The sequence below is a fragment of the Streptomyces sp. NBC_00539 genome (assembly GCF_036346105.1).
In the GTDB taxonomy this organism is placed as follows: Bacteria; Actinomycetota; Actinomycetes; order Streptomycetales; family Streptomycetaceae; genus Streptomyces.
In genome coordinates this window covers 6569036-6587021 of sequence record NZ_CP107811.1, presented here as the reverse complement: position 1 = coordinate 6587021, position 17986 = coordinate 6569036, and the positions used below count along the sequence as shown (strand labels likewise).

Genomic DNA, 17986 nt, shown 5'->3' with positions numbered 1-17986 from the left:
GCGACGGCCTCGGCGTCGGTTCATGACCTCGGGCGGCGGCGCCGCTCGCGTGCGTAGCGGTGGAGCACGGCGGCGATGCCGCGTCGGGGCGGGGAGCCGCCGTCGCAGTCGCGGACGGCGGCTCCTCAAGCCGGGGTCAGATCCGGGCCACGTTGCCCGAGTAGATCCAGCCGTCCTTCACTCCGTAGGTCTTGTCGACCCAGTACCACAGGTTGCCCTTGGAGTTCTTGCACGACTGGGTGAAGTGGAGCCGGTCAGCCCGGTGGACGGTGTCGACTACCCGCCCGGTCTCGTAGTAGGCCGTACGTACGGGAGCGGACGTTGCCGTGACGTAGAGGTCTCCGCCCGCGGCCTGGCACGTCACGGTGGACGCCGTGGCGGGGGTGGCGACGGAGACGGCCGCCGAGAGGGTCAGTGCGACCCCGGCGGCGAGAGTGGAAACGCGGCGTATGGCGCTGGCGCGCATGGTGCTCCTCGGTCTTTGTGCATGGGACAGCGTGCGTGGGGACAGCACTAGATCATCAACACCTGGCACGTCGAGGCAAATTGAGCCTCGGCGCGCCTGCTGCCTGGAAGCCGCGGCCACTGACGGGGAGAGGGGCGCGGACGGCCTTCGCCGGATGCAACCGGCGCGAGCTCGCCGATGGGCGTGACCGCTACATGCGGGGGCATGCGTATGTCATGACAGTCACCCTGCTGTTCCTCTTCCCCATCGCACTGGCTCTCGTCCTGCTGGCGACCGGCGAGCCCCACCGCCGCGGCCGGCACCGCAACCAGGGCTGACCGCCGGGCGGCGGCCCGCGCCGCCGCCTGCGGCGCCCACGTCAGCCACCGCGACACGACCGCTCCGGGAGCGGGCGGGCCAACGGCCGACTGCGCGCTGCCCTCACATACCGGGGCGGCGCTGCCGGGCGGGGAGTCACGGGTTCCTACGTGGCTCGCGGCGCGGAATCCGGCGGGGCCGCCTGCTGGGGGCACGCGGTCAGGGCGCCGCCTTCCCCCGCCTCCTCCGCGCGGGGCCAGTGCCGTCCTTCGAGTGCCTCGGCGCTGCGGTTGAGCCGGACCAGGACGTCCTCCAGCTCCCGCACCTCCTCAGGGGACCAGTCGGCGACCACCCGGGCCAGGCAGGACCGGTTGACTTCGCGGTCCCCGGCGAGCCGGCGCGCACCTTCGGCGGTGATGCGCAGCTTGCGGGCCATGCCGCCGCCCGGGTCCGCGACGCGTTCGGCCAGTCCGCAGCGCAGCAGTGCGGCCGTCTGGCGGTTCACGGTGGAGGTATCGAGCCCGAACGCCTCTGCCAGCTCTCCGATCGACATGGGGCCTTGGGTGTCGATCCGGCTGAGGAGCAGGTACGCCGACCGCTCCAGGCGTTCGGGATCGCGCTCGCGCCGGACCAGCACCTGGTGCCGCGAGAGCAGCATCAGTTCCCGCTCCAGTTTTTCCAGCACTGCGCCTCCCGCTCCTTCCGGCGTTCCATTATCGCGGACCCGTCGCCCTCCAGACCCGGCGGGTGTGGTCCGGGTCGCCCCGCGTGGGGTGAGGGCTGCAATATGCACGATACACAACATGTGTACTATGCACTCCTCGTTGTCAGCCCGACGAGCCACAGCCTCAACACGGAGGACCCGCATGACCCCCACCACGTCCACCCCCTCCCGCGCTGCCGAGATCCTGTCCCGGCCCGTCACGCTGAACGGCCTGACCGTCCCCAACCGCATCGCGATGGCTCCGATGACGCGGATGTTCTCCCCCGGCGGTGTGCCCGGCGAGGACGTGCAGGCGTACTACGCCAGCCGGGCCGCCGCGGGTGTGGGTCTGATCGTCACCGAGGGCACCTACGTCGGTCACGAGTCCGCCGGACAGAGCGACCGGGTGCCGCGGTTCCACGGCGAGGACCAGCTGGCGGGGTGGGCGAAGGTCGCCGCGGCCGTGCACGAGGCCGGCGGCACGATCGTGCCCCAGCTGTGGCACATAGGCATGGTGCGCAAGCAGGGCGAGGCCCCGTACGCCGACGCGCCTGCCGTCGGCCCCTCCGGCATCCGCGTCGACGGCACCGAGGGGACCGGTAAGGCGATGACCCGCGCCGACCTCGACGACGTCATCGGCGCGTTCGCCGACGCCGCCGCGGAGGCCGAGCGGATCGGCTTCGACGGCGTCGAACTGCACGGCGCCCACGGCTACCTGCTCGACCAGTTCCTGTGGGAGCGGACCAACCGCCGCACCGACGCGTACGGCGGCGACGCGGTGGCCCGTACGACGTTCGCCGCGGAGATCGTGGCGGCGGTCCGCGAGCGCGTCCGGGCCGACTTCCCGGTGATCTTCCGCTACTCGCAGTGGAAGCAGGAGGCCTACGACGCCCGGCTCGCGCAGACCCCGCAGGAGCTGGAGGCGATCCTGGCCCCGCTGACGGCGGCGGGCGTCGACGCGTTCCACGCCTCCACCCGGCGCTACTGGGTCCCGGAGTTCGAGGGCTCGGACCTGAACCTGGCGGGCTGGACCAAGAAGCTCACCGGCCGGCCGACCATCACCGTCGGCTCGGTCGGCCTCGACGGCGACTTCATCCGCTCCTTCGCCGGCGAGGGGGCGGCCCTCGGCGACATCGACAACCTCCTGGACCGCATGGAACGCGACGAGTTCGACATGGTCGCCGTCGGCCGGGCGCTGCTCCAGGACCCGCAGTGGGCGGCGAAGGTCCTCGGAAACCGCTTCGACGAGCTGCAGCCGTACGACGCGGCGGCGCTCAAGTCGCTCAGCCGCTAACCGGTACCCGGCGGTCTGTCCGGCTCACCGGGGGCCGGCCGTCGCCCCGACGACCGGCCCCGCGACGCCCCGTGACATCGGTCCGCCGACGTCACGGGGCGTTCGCGTTCCCGGCTGTGGCACCGGACCGCCCGGTGCGGTCGTCGGGGCTGCCGGACCTGGCCGCCAAGGCCCAGGGTCCGCCCGCCACTCGGCCGGGAGGCGGTTCGTGCGCGTGCCGACGCGTGCCTGTTCGGCGAGGAGTCGCAGCAGCCCCCATGGAACGCTTCGCTACGCGGGAATCATGACTCGCTCGGGCGTTCGTCACTCGGCCCGGACGCCGGATCAGAGCCGCGGCGGCTGGTCGAGGCTGAGGTCGGAGGGAAGAAGCGGCGGAGCAGACGGACCCAGGGGGACCAGCGGGCGGGCCGGACGAGGCGGCCCGTGGCCTCCCGCTCGATGTTGTCGAACAGGTCGGCGAGGAGGGCCTCGTGGAGCCAGCGGATCGCGAGCGGCCAGACCAGGCGCATTCCCCCGGCCAGGCGCCCGGATGCCGTGTGGACGACCTGGCAGCGTGCCGGCCCCTCGGGGATGACGACGAATTCGTGGTGACCGTCCAGACCACGCCCAGGGGCGAAGGTGAAGCGGACCCGGCTGCCGGGCTCGTACTCGCTGACCTCGTAGCGGATCCTGCCGTGTCCCCCGGCCGAGCCGACGGTCAGTCCGGCGTCGAGCCGCAGTGGCGACCAGGTGCGCGCCGGCCACAGGCGGTCCTGCGCGCTGCCGAGGCGGTCGAGAAGCAGCCCCACCGCGGATGCTGGTGCCTCGATGGTGCGGCGCTGGATATTGCGCATGCCATGCCTCCTCCGAACGCACTCCATACGGGTGCGTATGGAACGACCGTACGCTACCGTATGGTGATGAGACAAGATCGTCGACGGTTGTCCGCGAACGACTGGACGGAAGCCGCGCTGACCGCCCTCGGTGAAGGCGGGGTCCCCGCCGTCGCGGTGGAGCCGCTCGCGGCCCGCCTCGGCACCACCAAGGGCAGCTTCTACTGGCACTTCGCGAATCGAGAGGCGCTCCTCGAGGCGGCGCTTTCCCTGTGGGAACAGCGCTTCACCGAGGCGACCATCTCCGCCGTCGCAGCCGAACCCGATCCGGCAGCCCGGCTGCGGATGCTCTTCACCCGTGTGAGCAGGGATGCGGAACACAGCCCCGTCTCCGTCAGCGTGCTCGCCTCGGCCGGCCATGAACTCGTCGGGCCCGTCGTGCGGCGCGTGATGGAACGGCGGATGTCCTACGTCATCGGCCTCTTCGAAGAGGTCGGCTTCCCGCCCGAGGTGGCCCTCCAACGGGCCGTTCTGGGGCTCACGGCCCATGTCGGGCACAGCCAGCTGGCCGTGCGGCTACCCGGGCTGCTCCCCCTCGGCACGGAGGACCGGCTCGACGGCTACATCGACGCGGCGGTCGAATTGCTGCTCCACGACGCCCCCGGCCCCAAACGGTAACCACCCGACGCCACGGCGCCCGGCAGTGCCGCCCGGAGGCCGCAGTTCACCGGTGTGCCGAGGTTCGACCCCGGCTTCGTGGTGGGCGGGGTCGACGAGGGATACGTCAGGACGGCGAAGCCGGTGATCGCGGCCACGAGCACCGGACAGCCCCACCGAGCCCTCGTGCCGGAGCGCCCCGGCCGGGGCGGGGTGCCAGTCGGTGCCGCCCGCCGCCTGGTGGACCGGGTGCTTCTTGGAGCACCCGGCCCGGGAGGTGCGCGCCGCCTCGCGGAGCGGGCCGGCGGGAGCCGCGGCGGCGCGCTTCCGGCCCGGGCTGCGGGCGGCCGTGCTGCTGGTACCGGGCGATGCCCGCCTGCTCGCGGCGGGCCCCGGGTTCGTCGAGGAGTTCCCCGAACACCGCTACGCCTGGACCGGCGCCCCCGCGGACGGCTGGGCCGCTCAGCGCACGCGTTCGATGCGCGCGCGCCGGATCAGGTTCTTGCCCGGCTCGCGGACCTTGTCGAACGCCGCGTTGTTCAGCAGGACACAACTGCCCGACGGACCGTTCACCGACACCGTCGTCGCCTGACCGTTGTCCAGATTCGTCACCCGCAACTTCGTCCCCACCGGGAACGTCCCACTGCTCGCCGCCGGCGGACCCGCCTCACCCGACAACGTCACCGTCGACCCCTGACACACCACCTGTCCGGTGGCCGGCGGCACCTTCGCACCTGCCGTACCGGCCGCGGCTCCTCCGCTCCCCGCCGCTATGCGCTCGATGCGCGCGCGCCGGATCAGGTTCTTGCCCGGCTCGCGGACCTTGTCGAACGCCGCGTTGTTCAGCAGGACACAACTGCCCGACGGACCGTTCACCGACACCGTCGTCCCCTGACCGTTGTCCAGATTCGTCACCCGCAACTTCGTCCCCACCGGGAACGTCCCACTGCTCGCCGCCGGCGGACCCGCCTCACCTGACAACGTCACCGTCGACCCCTGACACACGGTGTCGGGGACGGCGGCATTGCCGGTCGCCATGGTGGCGACGAACCCTCCGGCCACCAGTGCTCCCGCGACGACACAGAACACGGCCTTCTTCGTGGAACTCATGGTCCGCTTCCGGGACATGGACACTCCTCGATCCGATGGGCGCTGTCCTTGTCCTTCTTACGGGCCGGAATCCCCCGTGGGCGCAGTCTTGTCACCACGTCACAAATACGTCGCTGCCGAGGCTCGGAGGCGCGGCGCGGCACTGCGCCCGCGGACCCGTCGCTCTCGGAGCGGGTGCGAAGGAGCAGGTCACGTACCCGGCACCCGCAGGAGCGAGGGGTGCGTGCGGCGCTCGCACCGACGGCCTCGGCCGACGCGCGGCGGAGGGGACCAAAGGCGGCATTAAGGTGTGGTTGACGTGCCCTTAAGGCCCTCGGCCGGCTGACGTCCCGTCGGGTCCGTCGCCGGCCGGCTCGGCGCAGACAGCGCCGAGCCACCCGCACCTGCACCCTTCGTGACGGTCGATCACGTACAGTGACTCCCGCGCCGCACACCGACCTCGCCCGTTCCCACTGTGGGAGTCGCCATGTCCATGCTGCTGATCAGGGGTTCGTTCAAGATGACGGACCGCGCCCGGCCGGACGGGGACACCCTCCCGTTCGTCGCTGACGACGTGGCCGACTGGAAGCTCGTACCCGGCTGCGCACCGATCGTGCCCAAGGCCGACGGCCGCGTCAGCATCCGGCTCGAAGCCATCGACGCGCTGGAGACCCACTACGGCCAGAAGCCGCACGAGGAGCACCAGCCGCGCGACCTGGCGCACCAGGCCGCGGACCGGCTGCTGACCCTCGTCGGCTTCGAATCCGTCATCCGCGACGAGGACGACGAGACCGTCGTCACCGTGCCCCAGAGCGTGCCCGGCTGGATCCTCACCCGGGGCAGTGACGTCCACGGCCGGTGCGTGGCCTTCGTCGGCAAGACCACACCGCCCGTGTACAGCGGCTACGGGACGGCCCTCGACGACGATCTGCTGAGGAAGACCGCCAACTACCAGTTGCTCCGGCTCGGCTTGGTCTACCCGACGTACTACGCCGGCCTGCCCGGGTACCTGCGCGAGCTGCTCACCGACGCCTCGGAACAGGCACGGGCGGTCGGGGCGGGCCTGTGGGCCGCCGGTGTCGACAAGACCACCGACGGGGCCACCGTGACCGGAATGCCGTCGATCACGAACGACCACACCGGACAGGTGATCCTGCCGAAGCTGTTCCGCCGCCTCAAGGACTACCTGGACTTCACCCCGGACGATCCGTCGTTGGACCGCTTCCGGGCGTACCTGGCCGGCGCCGCCGACGAATACCGCCTCCTGCCGGACACCGACACGCTCTTCAGCGGCCTGCACCACATCGTCGAGGTCACCGCCGACAACACCGTGAAGATGACCCGCCCGGTCAGGGACATCATCTTCACGGAGAAGTGAACCGCGGCCGACGGCCCGACCGCGCGGGAGCCCTACTTCACCGAGCCCGCCATCACTCCCTGGACGAAGTGCCGCTGGAAGGCGAAGAAGACGATCAGCGGGACCACCAGGGACAGGAACGCGCCCGGGGCGAGGACGCCGATGTTGCTCCCGAACTGCCGCATCTGCGACTGGAGGGCGACCGTCAGGGGCTGGGACCCGCTGTCCGCGAAGAGCAGCGCCACGAGCATGTCGTTCCAGACCCACAGGAACTGGAAGATGGCCAGGCTCGCGATGGCCGGGCGGCCGAGCGGCAGCACGAGCCGGGAGAAGATCCGCCATTCGGTGCCGCCGTCCATCCGGGCGGCCTCCAGCATTTCGCGCGGGATCTCGGCGAAGTAGTTGCGCAGCAGGAACACCGCGAACGGCAGCCCGTAGGCCACGTGGAAGAGGACGACTCCCGGGATGGTGCCGAACAGGCTCACCGCGCCGAAGAGTTTGGCCACGGGCAGCAGCCCGATCTGCACGGGTACCACCAGCAGTCCGACGACGACGAGGAAGATGCCGTCCCGGCCGGGGAAGTCCAGCCACGCGAACGCGTACCCGGCGAGGGCCGCGACGGCCACCACCAGGACGGTGGTGGGTACCGAGATCAGGACGGTGTTCCCGAAGGCCGCCGCGATGCCGGAGTCCCGCAACAGGGCGGTGTAGTTGTCCAGGGACAGCTGGGACGGGTCGGCGAACACGTTCCACCAGCCGTCGGAGGCGTTGTCACGTTCCGAGCGCAGCGAGGACAGGAACAGACCGGCCAGCGGGGTGATCCACACCAGGGCGACCAGGAGCAGCACTACCTGGACGGCCGAGCTGCTCATGAGGCGCGACAGCCGGCTCTTGCGGGGCGGTCTGCGGGCGGGCGTGGCAGGGGCGGGCCGGGCCCCGGTCGTACGCCCGGGGGACCGGCGTTCGATCGTGCCGTGACTGCTCATGCCGCACTCCTTCGGAAGCGCCGGATGTTGAAGACCATCGCCGGGACGACCAGCAGGAGGAGCACCACGCTGAGCGCGCTTCCGAGGCCCTGGTTGTTGCCACCGCCGAAGGAGACCAGCCACATGCGCGTGGCCAGCACGTTCGCTTCTTCCTGCACGGGTCCGGGCGCGATGATGTACACGAGGTCGAAGACCTTCATCACGTTGATCACGAGCGTGACGAAGACGACGGTGAGCACCGGCGCGAGGAGCGGCACGGTGATCTTGCGGAAGATCTGGCCCTCCGTGGCGCCGTCCATCCGCGCGGCCTCCAGCGCGTCGCGCGGGATGGCGGCGAGCCCGGCCCCGATCAGAACCATGGCGAAACCGGTCCACACCCATAGGTAGGAGCCGATGATGGCCGGCGTCACCAGCGCCGGCCCGAGCCAGTTCACTCCTTGGTACGGGGCCGCGAAATTGGCCGCGGGCAGGCGCAGGACGTACTCGCCGTCGGCCAGCCCGGTGAAGCGGAAGGAGCCGTCGGCGGCGGAGGTGGCGGTCGCGGCCGTGCGGCCGTCCCGTACAGCCTCGACCGTCACGCCGGGCAGGCCCTTCTCGCCCGGGTCCACCTGGCCCGGCGCTCCGGAGCCGCCGGGGGCGAAGTCGAGGTAGACCACGCCCCCGATGCCGTCGGGGCCGGGCGCCGCGGCAGCAGCCGGCTCCGCTGCGGCGGGCACCGCGTCGGGTGCCACACCGACGAGGCCGAGGTTGACCGAGCCTCCGGGGCGCACCGCTCTCGCCGTGCTGTAGGGGCCGCCCGCGTTCCCCGTCAGGGCCTGGCCCTCGCGTACACGGGCCGTCGGATAGGCGGCGGGGTCCTCGAAGGTGTCGTGTACGCCGACGACGACCGCGTTGAGCACACCCCGGCCCGGATCCTGCTCGTAGGCGAGCCTGAAGACGATGCCCGCGGCGAGGAAGGAGACGGCCATCGGCAGGAAGAGCGTCAGTTTGAACGCGGTCGCCCAGCGCACCTTCTCGGTGAGCACGGCGAGCATCAGACCGAGTCCGGTCAGCAGGGTCGGAGCGACGACGACCCATAGGGCGCTGTTGCGGATCGCTTTGAGGGTGGCCGGATCGTGGACGATCGCCACGTAGTTCCCGGCTCCGACGAAATGGTTGCCGCTGGCGTCGAAGAGACTGCGGCAGAAGGAGAAGACGACCGGGTAGACGACCAGCGCGCCGAGCAGGAGCAGGGCCGGCAGTACGAAGACGACCGCGAGGCGGCGCCTCCTGTTGTGGGCCCGGCGCCGGGGATCGGCCGCGGCGCGGGCGGTCAGGGTGTCAGCCATGGGGGGCGGCCTCAGTTCCCGTACGCCTTGGCGGCTTCGGTCTCGAGCTTCGCGGCCGTGCCCTGCGGGTCGGAAGGGTCGCGCAGGAAGTCCTGGAGGAGCTTCCACTCGCCCGCCCCCTTGGTGCCGCCGAACGCCGCCGGGGCCTGGTCGGACATGTCGAAGCGGACCGTGTTGCCCGCCGCGACGAGCGACCGGGCGGTGCTGCGGGTGGTGTCGTCGCCGTACGCGCCGAAGTCGACCTTGGTGTTGGGGGACAGGAAGCCGCCCGCGCCGGCCCAGACCTCGGCGGCCTCGGGGCCCGCCAGGAACTCGAGCAGGCTCATGCCCGCCTTGCCGTTCTTCCCCGCCTTGAGGACGACTGCGGCGTCACCGCCGCTGACGACGGGTGCCTTGCCTCCGTCGACCGCCGGGAACGGGAAGAACTTGGCGTCCTGCCCCGGCTTCTTGCCGAACTGGTCCTTGGCCACGCCCCCGACGAAGTCGCCCTCGTACACCATGCCGGCCTTGGGCTGGGGCCCGAATACCTGCTCGACCGAGGAGGGGAAGTCGGTGCGCAGCGCCGTCTCGGCGCCGCCGGCGACGAGTTGCTTGTCCTTGAACAGTTCGCCGAGGGTGGTGAGGGCCTTCACGACGCTGTCGTCGGTCCACTTGAGCTTGTGCTGGGCGAGCTGGTCGTACTTCTCCGGACCTGCCTGGGAGAGGTATATGTTCTCGAACCAGTCGGTGAGGGTCCATCCGTCCTCGCCTGCCACGGCGAAGGCCGGGCGGCCGGAGTCGGCGAGGGTACGGCCGGCCTTCAGCAGATCGGCGTAGCTCTTGGGCTCACTGACTCCGGCCTGGGTGAAGGCGTCGGGGGCGTACCAGACGGTGGACTTGTGGGCGGCCTTGAAGTAGAGGCCGTAGTACGTGCCGTCGACGGTTCCGTAGTCCTTCCAGACCGGGGGAAGGGTGGAGCCGGCCGTCCGGGCGGCCTGGTCGGACAAGGGCTGGAGCCAGCCGGCCTTCGCGAACTGCTGGAGCACGCCCACCTGGGGGATCATCACCACGTCGGGCGCGTTTCCGCCCTCGATCTTGCTTCCGACGAAGGTGGAGACGTTGTCGCCGGAGGGGACGAAGACCGTCTTGGCGCCCGTCTTCTCGGTGAAGGCGTCCAGGACCTTCTTGAAGTTCTTCTGTTCGCTGCCCGTCCAGACACCCGCCACGGTCACGGTCTGGCCGCTGAGTTCGCCGCCGCTCGCGGGTGCGGTGGTGCCGCCGCAGGCGGTGGCTCCGAGGGCGAGGGCGAGGGCCGCCGACGCGGTGGCGGCGGTCCGTCGGGTCGTCTTGCCGGGTCGTCGCATGACAGGGTCCTTTCGAGGAGGTCGGTCCGGGGCTGCGGGCTCGCATCCGCCGTCACCGCTGGGGCTGTTACGGCGGTTCACGGGTTGCCGGGCGGGTTCACGGGGCTGGGCACTCCGACGTCCACCAGGCGGCCGTCGCCGCCGGGAGCACTCCGTCCGGGCAGGGTCCGCTGGCGAGCAACGGGGTCCCCGGGACGGGGGCGGGCATCGCCTGCGTGCCGAAGTTGACCGCGCAGACCAGGCCGTCGCCCCGGGCGATGGCCAGCATCTGCGGGGGCGTGTCGAGCCAGCGCAGGGTGCCGTCGCCGAGCTGCGGCAGGCTGCGCCGCAGCTGGAGGCCGTCGCGGTAGAGGTGCCAGAAGGAACGGGTGTCCGCCAGGGCGCGGTCGGTGGCGTGCTCGGCGAACCACTCCGGTTGCGGCAGCCACGGCTTGGCGCCGGCCGCACCCTGGCTGAAGCCGAACGGGGAGGCGTGACCCGACCAGGGCAGTGGCACCCGGCAGCCGTCCCGGACCCGCTTGCGGCTGCCGGTACGGCGCCAGATCGGGTCGGTCAGGACCTCGTCGGGCAGGTCGAGGACCTCGGGCAGGCCGAGCTCCTCCCCCTGGTAGACGTAGGCCGCGCCGGGCAGGGCGAGCATCAGCAGGGCGGCGGCGCGGGCACGGGCGGCTCCCAGCCCACTGCCTTCCACCCCGGGCTCGCCCGCGTAGCGGGTGACGGTGCGGACCTGGTCGTGGTTGTTGAGCACCCAGGTGACGGTGGAGCCGGTGCCGGCGATGTCGCGCATCGCCTCGGTGATCGTCGAACGGAAGGCGTCCGCGTCCCACGGGGCGCTGAGCAGGTCGAAGAAGAACGCCTGGTGGAGTTCGTCGGGCCGGACGTACTCGGCGTGTTCGCGCGCCGTCGGGACGGACACCTCGCCGACCAGCAGCCGCTCGCGGCCGTCCAAGGCGGTGTACTCCTCGCACACCGAGCGCCAGCGGCGCCACACGCCGTGGACCTCGGGCCGGTTCCAGGCGAGCTGGTTGACGGAGTCGCGGGCCCGCTCGTCGGCCCCGGGGTCGTCCGAGTCGGGCAGGTCGGGGTGCTTGAACAGCCCTGCGGCGACGTCGATGCGGAAGCCGTCGACACCGCGGTCCAGCCAGAAGCGCAGCACGCGCTCGAACTCGTCGCCCACGGCCGGGTCGCGCCAGTTCCAGTCGGGCTGCTCGGGGGTGAACAGGTGCAGGTACCACTCCCCCGGGGTGCCGTCGCGCCCGGTGGTCCGGCTCCAGGCGGGGCCTCCGAACATGGCGCGCCAGTTGTTGGGCGGCCGCTCACCGTCCGGGCCGCGGCCGGGCGCGAAGTGGAAACGCGAACGCATGGGGCTGCCGGGTTCCGCGGCGAGGGCCTCGCGGAACCACGGGTGCTCGCTGGAGCAGTGGTTGGGGACGATGTCGAGCAGGAGCTTGAGGCCGAGGCGGCGGGCATCGGCCACCAGCCGGTCGAATTCGGCGAGGTCGCCGTACACGGGGTCGACGCCGCAGTAGTCGGCCACGTCGTAGCCGTGGTCGTGCTGCGGCGACGGGTAGAAGGGGCTGAGCCAGATGCCGTCGACACCGAGCTTCCGGAGGTAGGGAAGTCCGGCCCGTACGCCGGCCAGGTCGCCGATCCCGTCCCCGGTGCTGTCGAGGAAGCTGCGGACGTAGACCTGGTAGATCACCGCGTCGCGCCACCAGGAGTCGGGGGTGGTGGCAGTGCGGGAGGGGCGGCCGGTGTCGGCCGGAAGGGTGCTGAGCATCTCGCGTCGACCTGTTTCTGCTGAATGCGAGAGCGCCCTGGTTCAGGTGCGCTGTTATGCATGCATGTTAAGTAGGAGCGACCGGAAGATGTCAACGATGTGTCCGAAAACTGCAGGAAGTTGGGGTGATATGTCCACGAATGAGCACAACACGCAAAGAAGGCGCCTACTTAACATGTAAGTAGGCGCCCTGAGAGACGGTCGTGCGGGATCAGCCGGTCCGGGAAACGCCGTCGAGCTCGCGCGCAAGCCTCGCCGCCGCCTGGTCAGGCGTCTCGCGCCGCGCCATCAGGTCCTGCGCCACGGCCTGTACGGCCAGGCTCACCTGGTCGTAGCGGGCGCTCTTCGGGCGCGGCACCGCCGACAGCACGCTCTGGCGGAGCGTGGCCAGGTAGGGATAGGCGCGGAGCAGCTCGGGGTCCTCGTAGAGCGCGGCGCGCACCGGTGGGAGCGAGCCCTCGGTCAGCACCTTGCGCTGGACCCGTTCGCTCGTCAGGTAGGAGATCAGATCGGCCGCCGAGGCCGGATGCCGGGAGCGGCTGCTGACGGCCAGGTTGGAGCCGCCCAGCACACTGGAGCCGGGCCCGTCCGGCCCGGGCAGCGGCACCACGCCGAACCTGCCCGCGACCTTCGACCCCGCCGCGCCGGCGTCGGCGTAGACGTAGGGCCAGTTCCGCAGGAAGAGCAGACGGCCGTCCTGGAACGCCTGCCGGGACTCCTCCTCCTTGTAGCCGAGCGCGTCCCGGGAGATCCAGCCGTCCCGGACGCCGTCCGCGAGGAACCGCAGCCCGACGCGTGCCGCGCCGGAGTCGACCGTTACGCGGGCCCCGTCGTCGCGCAGGATCGAACCGCCCGCCGAGTTGACCGCCTCGGTGACGTTGACGGTGAGCCCCTCGTACGGCAGGAACTGGCCGGCGTACCCGTCCAGTCCGTGCTTCGGGGCGATCGTGCGCGCCTGGCGGATCAGGTCGGCCCAGGTGCGCGGTGGCTGTTCGCCTTCCTCGTCCAGCACGTCCTTGCGGTAGTAGAGCAGTCCCGCGTTGGTGACGTACGGGACCGCGTACAGCCTGCCGTCGAAGGTGGCGGTGTCGACCACCGGCCGCAAGAACGCGTCCAGCGGGAAGCGGGCGCGGTCGAGCGGGGAGATCCATCCGGCCGCGGCGAACTCGGACGTCCAGGCGACGTCGATGTTCAGCAGGTCGAAGCGGTTGCCGCCCGACCGCAGTTCGCTGATCATCTGGGCGCGCGTCTCGTCGGCCGAGTCGGGCAGTTCGACCAGCGTGACGCGCTCGCCGGGGTGCCCGGCGTTCCAGTCGTCGAGCAGCGGGGAGAGGTAACCGGTGAGGTCGCCCGCAGTGGCGAGCGTCATGGGACCGCGGCCGCCGGAGGCCACGCCGTCGGGCGCACCGACACCGAACCCGGCGTACCCCGCCAGCACCACCGCCACGACCAGGAGAGCCCTACCCGCGGCACGCGTCCACCGCATAGGTTCCTCCCAGTGCACGATCCGGCTGCGCCGCCGACCATCGGGGCCTATATATACCCGTTAGGCATGGGCGATACTAGACGTCCAGGCAGACGGGCGGGATGGCGGCGCCACCCGGCCCGTTGCCAGGTGAACAGGTGACTACCGAGCGGGAGGGAGGAGGAGCGAGTGCGGCTGCCGCTCCTGGCACTCCTCACCCGTGGCCCCGCCCATGGATACGAGCTCAAGCAGGACCTTGAGAAGCTCTTGGGCGCCGCGTACCCTCAGCCCAACGTGGGCCAGATCTACGTCACCCTCGGCCGGCTGGAGAAGAGCGGTCTGATCGAGGGCGAGGACGTCGAGCAGTCGGGCCGGCCCAACAAGCGCACGTACAGGCTGACCGACGCCGGACGCGAGGCCGTGCTGGCCTGGTTCGACGACACCGCCGAGGAGCCCCGGGTACGGGACGAGTTCTTCATGAAACTCGCCCTCGCGCCCCAGTCGGGTCTGGCCGACCCGATCGCATTGATCAACAAGCAGCGGCGGCAGTACCTCAACACCATGCGGGACCTGTCGAAGCTGGCCGCGGCCGAGGACCGCGACAACAAGATCTCCCAACTGCTGATCGAGGGCGCCATGCTGCACCTGCAGGCCGACCTCGACTGGCTGGAACGCTGTCAGGAGGAGCTGGAATGAGCGAGGACGCCGCGACCGCTCCTGCCGTGCCCATCGTGCGGGCCGAGGGCCTGACCAAGACCCACCACGGCGAGGGCACGCCGGTGCACGCCGTGCGCGGGGTGGACCTGATGGTCCAGCCCGGCGAGTTCGTCGCGGTGACCGGGCCCTCGGGAGCCGGGAAGTCCACACTGCTGCATCTGATCGGCGGCCTCCAGCGGCCCGACGGCGGGAAGCTGTGGATCGGCGGGGAGCGCGTCGACGAGTACCGGGAGGCCCGCTGGGCGGTGCTCCGCCGCCGCAGCATCGGAGTCGTCTTCCAGTTCTTCAACCTGGTCTCGAACCTCACCGTCGCCGACAACGTCGAACTGCCCGCCCTGCTCGCCGGCGCCTCCCCGAAGTCCGCGCGCGCCTCCCGCGCCGAACTGCTCGCCGAACTGGGGCTCGAAGGCCGCGAACGCTCGATGCCCGGTGAGCTCTCGGGCGGCGAACAGCAGCGGGTCGCGCTCGCGCGGGCCCTGGTCAACCATCCCGCGTTGCTGCTCGCCGACGAGCCGGCCGGCAGCCTCGACAGCAAGGGCACGCGGGAGGTGCTGCGGCTGCTCTCCCGCTTCCACCAGCGCGGCCAGACGATCATGATGGTCACCCACGACGCCCGGATGGCCAGCGCCGCCGACCGGGTCATCAGCTTCTTCGACGGCCGCATCGCCGACGACGCCCGGCTCGGTGACGGACGCCGCGGACCGGCCGGCGGCGTGTCCCGCGTACTCGAACTGAAGGAGTGAGGGTGCGGGCCACTCTGCGCTGGGCGCACGCCGATTTCCGCGCACACCGCGGAGAAGCCCTCTTCGTCGTCCTGGCCAGCGCCGGGATCATCGCCTCGCTCCTGCTCGCCGGCGCGATGTTCAGCTACGCCGCGAACCCGTGGCAGCGGATCTTCAACCAGTCCCATGGCGCGCACATCTGGCTGCACACCCGTGCCGGGGCCGCCGACGTGGACGCCCTGGGCCGCCTGGACGGGGTCGCGGCCCTCTCCGGCCCCTACCGCACCGCGGCGACGACGGTCGAGTCGCGCGGCGCGCGGGCCGGAGTGACACTACGGGCGACCTCGGCGCAGCCACCCGAGACCGGGCGGCCGCTCCTCACCGCGGGCAGCTGGCTCACCGCGGCGGACAGCGGGGCCGGCGGCGGGGACGGGACCGTCGTACTGGAGACTTCCGTCGCGCGGGCCCTGTGGGCGGAGCCGGGCGAGACCGTGCGGGTCACCGGACCGGACGGCACTGCGCGCGAACTGCGGGTGGCCGGCATCGCCGAGGCGGCCGAGCCCCGCTACCAACCGGGCGGCGCACCGGGCATCGGCTGGGTGCTCTCCCCCACCCTCGACACGATCGCCCCCACGGGCACCGGGCAGAGCGTGGGGCTGCGCCTCAAGGACCCGGCGGACACCGACTTCATGGTCCAGCGCGCCGTGACCGTCCTCGGCGCCGACCGGGTCGCCCAGGTGACGAAGTGGCAGCAGGCGCGGGCGGAGGCCGGCGGTGACGACCGGCTCCTCGGACAGATGTTCGCCGTGTTCGGTCTCGGTGCGCTGCTCGCGGCGGCGCTCGCCGCTTCCGGAGCGATCGGCGCGCGGGTGCGGGGCCAGCTTCGGGACATCGCCATCCTCAAGGCCGTCGGCTTCACTCCCGGCCAGGTGGCCCGCGGCTTCCTCGTACAGCACCTGGCCTTCGCGCTGCTCGGGGTGACCCTCGGCACGGCGGCGATCGCCCTGCTGGGCGGCCGGATACCGGGACGCATCGGGGAAGCGGCGGCGGTCTGGCAGGACCTGCCCGGCCACACGGCGCTGATGATCGGCGTCCCCTGCGGCGCAGTGCTGCTGATCGCGGCGGCCACGGGCATCTCGGCCTGGCGCGCCGGGCGGGTGCCACCGGTGCCCGCGGCCCGCGCGGCGTTGCCGACCGCCGCGCCGATGACCGCACTGGGCAGGCGGGCGCTGGGGATACGGGTGCCTGCCGCCCTGGTGCTCGGGTGGCGCGCCGCGTTCCCGCGCCGCGCCCGGACGCTGGTGTCGGTGGGCAGGCTGGCCCTGCCGCTCCTGCTGATCACGGTCGCGCTCGTCGCGTGGTCGACGCTGGACCAGTTCCGCAGCCGGCCCGCGCTGATGGGGCTGCCCGCGGCCCTGACCGTACGGGCCGAACGGTCCGCCGGGCCCTCGGACGCGGAGCTGGAGAAGAGCCTGGCGGCGGTCCCCGGCATCACCGCGGTGCATCCCGGTGCGGAGATGGCGGCCCTGGTGCCGGGGCAGACCGGCACCATCACCCTCCGGGGCCTCGGCACGACCGCACGCCCGTACCCCTCCGCGGTGGTGGAGGGGCGAGCGGTCGGCGGCCCGGACGAGGCGGTCGCCGGGCAGGGACTGCTGGACCTCCTCGGCGTGCGGGTCGGTGACTGGGTACGCATGACCGTCGAGGGACGGCCGCAGATACTGCACCTCGTCGGACGCACGATCGAGCCCGAGTCCGGTGGCCGCGTCATCACCACCACCCTCGACGCGCTGCGCGAGCGTGATCCGCAGCTGCGGCCCGACTTCCACGCCCTGGTGCTGCGCGAGGGTGCGGACGTCCGGGCCGTGAGGAGCGCGCTCGCCGCGACAGCCGGGGGCGCGCTGGAGATCCGGGAGACGCCCAACCCCGCCGACCGGCTCGAACCGGCCCGCGCGGTGATCGCCGCCCTGGTCGCGGTTCTGGCGCTGATCGGCCTGATCGAGCTGCTGACGCTGATCAGTGCGGGGGTGCGCGAACGGGGCCGGGACCTGCTCGCACTCAAGGCGATGGGGCTGACGCCCCGGCAGATCGGCTCGATGATCGTGGCGGCCGCCGGACTGACGGCGCTGGTCTCCGCCGTGGCCGCAACAGTGGTGGGCGCACTGTCCGGCAGCTGGCTCGTGGACGCGCAAGGCGCATCGAGCGGGATCGGCGCCGGAATCGCCCATCCGCCGTCACTGCCGGTGCTGCTGGCCGTGATCGTCGCAGCGGTGCTGGGTGCGGTGGCGGCGGCGACCCTGCCGGCCACGCGGACGGCTCGGCGAAGGCCGGCGGACTCGCTGAGCGAGACCCTCTGACCCCCGCCGAAGGCCCGGTCGCCTTGCCCCGCCCTTGGGAACCCCGCCCGGGCGCCCCCACCTACCCCCCAAATACGACTCCAAGATGCGAGTTTGTTAGCGTCCCGGTGTGCGACTGACGAAGTTCACCGACCTGGCGCTGCGATCCGTGATGCGTCTGGCGGTCTGTGCCACCGATGAGGTGCTCACCACCCGCGAGGTGGCCGAGGCCATGGACGTGCGGCACACGCACGCGGCGAAGGCGATCACACGCCTGCAGCACCTCGGTGTGGTCGAGGCCCGGCGCGGCCGGGGCGGAGGGCTCGCCCTGACCGCCATGGGCCGGCACGCATCGGTGGGCTGGCTGGTGCGGCAGCTCGAAGGGGAGGACGAGGTGGTGTCCTGCGACGACCCGCCCTGCCCCCTGCGCGGGGCCTGCCGGCTGCGGCACGCGCTGCGCGAGGCCCAGAAGGCGTTCTACGCCGCGCTCGACCCGATCACCGTGGCCGAGCTCGTCACCTCGCCCACCGGGCCGGTACTGATGGCCCTGGTCGGACCGCCGCCGAAGTAGCCCCGCCCTCAAGCACCCGCCGCGGCCGGGGCGAGTCGCACCCGTAAACACGAAGATGAAATA

The 17986-nt window shown here is 71.8% G+C and carries 16 protein-coding genes; 7 read left to right on the top strand and 9 right to left on the bottom strand.

Features of this window, described 5'->3' with window-relative positions:
- Nucleotides 1–136: 136 nt before the first annotated feature.
- On the bottom strand, nt 137–466 hold the full coding sequence (locus tag OG861_RS29820; RefSeq protein ID WP_329192244.1) for a hypothetical protein: 330 nt from the start codon (nt 464–466) through the stop codon (nt 137–139).
- A 463-nt stretch (nt 467–929) separates the two neighbouring features.
- Nucleotides 930–1421 carry a MarR family winged helix-turn-helix transcriptional regulator gene (locus tag OG861_RS29815; RefSeq protein ID WP_329201952.1) on the bottom strand — a complete coding sequence of 164 codons (492 nt, stop codon included), beginning with the start codon at nt 1419–1421 and terminating at the stop codon, nt 930–932.
- Between the two features lie 208 nt (nt 1422–1629).
- Here OG861_RS29815 and OG861_RS29810 point away from each other — a divergent pair, with 208 nt between their 5' ends.
- Entirely contained in the window at nt 1630–2760 is a 1131-nt protein-coding gene (locus OG861_RS29810) for an NADH:flavin oxidoreductase (RefSeq protein WP_329192245.1), read from the top strand.
- 281 nt (nt 2761–3041) lie between these two features.
- Here the strand turns inward: OG861_RS29810 and OG861_RS29805 are convergent, their stop codons facing one another.
- Nucleotides 3042–3593, bottom strand: a complete 552-nt coding sequence (locus OG861_RS29805) for an SRPBCC family protein (protein ID WP_329192247.1) — start codon at nt 3591–3593, stop codon at nt 3042–3044.
- A 66-nt stretch (nt 3594–3659) separates the two neighbouring features.
- Between OG861_RS29805 and OG861_RS29800 the strand changes: the two genes are divergently transcribed.
- Nucleotides 3660–4250 carry a TetR/AcrR family transcriptional regulator gene (locus tag OG861_RS29800; RefSeq protein ID WP_329192249.1) on the top strand — a complete coding sequence of 197 codons (591 nt, stop codon included), beginning with the start codon at nt 3660–3662 and terminating at the stop codon, nt 4248–4250.
- Nucleotides 4251–4691: 441 nt separating this feature from the next.
- Here OG861_RS29800 and OG861_RS29795 read toward each other — a convergent pair whose 3' ends face one another.
- Nucleotides 4692–5363 (bottom strand): hypothetical protein, encoded by a 672-nt coding sequence (locus OG861_RS29795; protein WP_443056403.1) that lies wholly within the window; start codon nt 5361–5363, stop codon nt 4692–4694.
- A gap of 442 nt (nt 5364–5805) precedes the next feature.
- Here OG861_RS29795 and OG861_RS29790 point away from each other — a divergent pair, with 442 nt between their 5' ends.
- Nucleotides 5806–6696 (top strand): thermonuclease family protein, encoded by an 891-nt coding sequence (locus tag OG861_RS29790; RefSeq protein ID WP_329192253.1) that lies wholly within the window; start codon nt 5806–5808, stop codon nt 6694–6696.
- 32 nt (nt 6697–6728) lie between these two features.
- On the opposite strand, the gene OG861_RS29785 is transcribed toward OG861_RS29790, so the two are convergent.
- The 5 genes from OG861_RS29785 to OG861_RS29765 form a co-directional block, all read right to left on the bottom strand.
- Entirely contained in the window at nt 6729–7547 is an 819-nt protein-coding gene (locus OG861_RS29785) for a carbohydrate ABC transporter permease (protein WP_330261987.1), read from the bottom strand.
- 110 nt (nt 7548–7657) lie between these two features.
- Nucleotides 7658–8989: an ABC transporter permease gene (locus tag OG861_RS29780; protein WP_329192256.1), complete on the bottom strand. Its 1332-nt coding sequence runs from the start codon at nt 8987–8989 to the stop codon at nt 7658–7660.
- Between the two features lie 11 nt (nt 8990–9000).
- On the bottom strand, nt 9001–10332 hold the full coding sequence (locus OG861_RS29775; RefSeq protein WP_329192257.1) for an ABC transporter substrate-binding protein: 1332 nt from the start codon (nt 10330–10332) through the stop codon (nt 9001–9003).
- A gap of 97 nt (nt 10333–10429) precedes the next feature.
- A complete protein-coding gene (locus OG861_RS29770; protein WP_329192258.1) occupies nt 10430–12112 on the bottom strand; it encodes a glycoside hydrolase family 13 protein in 1683 nt (560 codons plus the stop codon).
- Between the two features lie 211 nt (nt 12113–12323).
- Nucleotides 12324–13598, bottom strand: a complete 1275-nt coding sequence (locus OG861_RS29765; RefSeq protein ID WP_329192259.1) for an ABC transporter substrate-binding protein — start codon at nt 13596–13598, stop codon at nt 12324–12326.
- Between the two features lie 168 nt (nt 13599–13766).
- Here OG861_RS29765 and OG861_RS29760 point away from each other — a divergent pair, with 168 nt between their 5' ends.
- The 4 genes from OG861_RS29760 (at nt 13767) to OG861_RS29745 (ending at nt 17923) form a co-directional block, all read left to right on the top strand.
- The gene (locus OG861_RS29760) at nt 13767–14273 is read left to right on the top strand and encodes a PadR family transcriptional regulator (protein WP_329192262.1); all 507 of its coding nucleotides are present in this window, start codon (nt 13767–13769) and stop codon (nt 14271–14273) included.
- Entirely contained in the window at nt 14270–15037 is a 768-nt protein-coding gene (locus OG861_RS29755; protein WP_329192264.1) for an ABC transporter ATP-binding protein, read from the top strand. Before OG861_RS29760 ends, OG861_RS29755 begins: the two co-directional genes overlap by 4 nt.
- Before the next feature lie 2 nt (nt 15038–15039).
- Nucleotides 15040–17373 (top strand): ABC transporter permease, encoded by a 2334-nt coding sequence (locus tag OG861_RS29750; RefSeq protein ID WP_329192266.1) that lies wholly within the window; start codon nt 15040–15042, stop codon nt 17371–17373.
- A gap of 109 nt (nt 17374–17482) precedes the next feature.
- Nucleotides 17483–17923, top strand: coding sequence for an RrF2 family transcriptional regulator (locus OG861_RS29745; RefSeq protein ID WP_329192267.1), 441 nt, complete (start codon nt 17483–17485; stop codon nt 17921–17923).
- Nucleotides 17924–17986 lie beyond the last annotated feature (63 nt).

Excerpts from the sequence above, each read along its gene's own strand:
- OG861_RS29820 (WP_329192244.1), bottom strand. The coding sequence starts at position 466 with ATGCGCGCCAGCGCCATACGCCGCGTTTCCACTCTCGCCGCCGGGGTC.
- OG861_RS29815 (WP_329201952.1), bottom strand. The coding sequence starts at position 1,421 with ATGCTGCTCTCGCGGCACCAGGTGCTGGTCCGGCGCGAGCGCGATCCC.
- OG861_RS29810 (WP_329192245.1), top strand. The coding sequence starts at position 1,630 with ATGACCCCCACCACGTCCACCCCCTCCCGCGCTGCCGAGATCCTGTCC.
- OG861_RS29805 (WP_329192247.1), bottom strand. The coding sequence starts at position 3,593 with ATGCGCAATATCCAGCGCCGCACCATCGAGGCACCAGCATCCGCGGTG.
- OG861_RS29800 (WP_329192249.1), top strand. The coding sequence starts at position 3,660 with ATGAGACAAGATCGTCGACGGTTGTCCGCGAACGACTGGACGGAAGCC.
- OG861_RS29790 (WP_329192253.1), top strand. The coding sequence starts at position 5,806 with ATGTCCATGCTGCTGATCAGGGGTTCGTTCAAGATGACGGACCGCGCC.
- OG861_RS29785 (WP_330261987.1), bottom strand. The coding sequence starts at position 7,547 with ATGAGCAGCTCGGCCGTCCAGGTAGTGCTGCTCCTGGTCGCCCTGGTG.
- OG861_RS29780 (WP_329192256.1), bottom strand. The coding sequence starts at position 8,989 with ATGGCTGACACCCTGACCGCCCGCGCCGCGGCCGATCCCCGGCGCCGG.
- OG861_RS29775 (WP_329192257.1), bottom strand. The coding sequence starts at position 10,332 with ATGCGACGACCCGGCAAGACGACCCGACGGACCGCCGCCACCGCGTCG.
- OG861_RS29770 (WP_329192258.1), bottom strand. The coding sequence starts at position 12,112 with ATGCTCAGCACCCTTCCGGCCGACACCGGCCGCCCCTCCCGCACTGCC.
- OG861_RS29765 (WP_329192259.1), bottom strand. The coding sequence starts at position 13,598 with ATGCGGTGGACGCGTGCCGCGGGTAGGGCTCTCCTGGTCGTGGCGGTG.
- OG861_RS29755 (WP_329192264.1), top strand. The coding sequence starts at position 14,270 with ATGAGCGAGGACGCCGCGACCGCTCCTGCCGTGCCCATCGTGCGGGCC.